General features: G+C 61.7%; 1 protein-coding gene. It reads left to right on the top strand.

Going from position 1 to position 1,132, the window contains the following annotated elements; translation table 11 throughout:
- Positions 1-1,132 (top strand): Lnb N-terminal periplasmic domain-containing protein (locus tag OQK_RS15020; protein WP_038860974.1); only part of this gene is annotated, 1,132 nt, incomplete at both ends.

Here is a 1,132-nt window from a genome sequence, read left to right as displayed (position 1 = left end):
CTATGTCAGCGACAAGAAGTTCTTTCTCGCGCCCGACGGCAACGAGCATCCGGACCGCGAACTGGCCGCCACCGTGCAGGCGCTGTTCGCCCCGGCCAGCCTCGGCGAGCAGCACGCACAATGTGTATACCCGGCGCGCACGCGCTGGCTGAAAGCGCAGCTCAATCTCGCTGACCTGCCAGCGCCGGAATGCGCCGAATACAAGCAATGGTTCAAGGACGTCTCGCCGCACAGCGCGGTGATGATTTTCCCGGCGGCGTATCTCAACAGCCCGTCGTCGATGTTCGGCCACACCCTGCTGCGCATCGATCAGGCGGATGTGCAGGCCGACAAGACCTCGCTGCTCAGCTACGCGATCAACTTCGGCGCCTACATCGAAGGCTCGGACAACAGCATTCTGTATGCCTGGAAAGGCTTGATGGGCGGCTACCCGGGGCTGTTCGCGCTGGTGCCGTATCAGGAAAAACTCTCGGAATACCGCAGCCTGGAAAACCGCGATCTGTGGGAATACCGGCTCAATCTGACTCAGGAAGAAACCGCACGCATGGTCGAACATGTGTGGGAGCTCAAGCAGATCCAGTTCGACTATTTCTTCTTCGACGAAAACTGCTCGTATCGCTTGCTGGAACTGCTGCAAGTGGCGCGGCCGAGCCTGCGCCTGACCGAACAGTTCCCGCTGACCGCAATCCCCACCGACACCGTCAAAGCGGTGAAAGAGGCCGGGCTGGTCGAACACATCGAATATCGCCCGTCCCGCGAACGTGAACTGCTCAGCCGCGCCGAACCGTTGAGCGATGACGAACAACAATGGGTGCTCAAGGTCAGCGCCGATCAAAAAGTCCTGCAAGAGCCAACGTTCAAAGCCCTGCCGCGCGCACGTCAGGCGTTGATCGTTGACGCCGCCTATCGTCTGGAGCGCTACCGCGCCAACGGTCAGGAGCGCGACCCGCAACGAGCGCAGCGCAGTTTCGAATTGCTGCGGGCGATCAACAAGAACCCGGCGCCGGAGCTGGAAATACCGCAACCCGGTCTGCCCGAAGATGGCCACGAGTCCCGCACCTGGCAGGCCGGCCTCGGTACGCGCGGCGATCGCGCGTTCGGCGAATATGGCCTGCGCATGGCTTATCACGAC

Source organism: Pseudomonas sp. R62, from assembly GCF_000257605.1.
Classification (GTDB): domain Bacteria; phylum Pseudomonadota; class Gammaproteobacteria; order Pseudomonadales; family Pseudomonadaceae; genus Aquipseudomonas; species Aquipseudomonas atacamensis.
The sequence above is the reverse complement of the archived record's forward strand: the minus strand, read 5'-3'. Positions and strand labels throughout refer to the sequence as shown.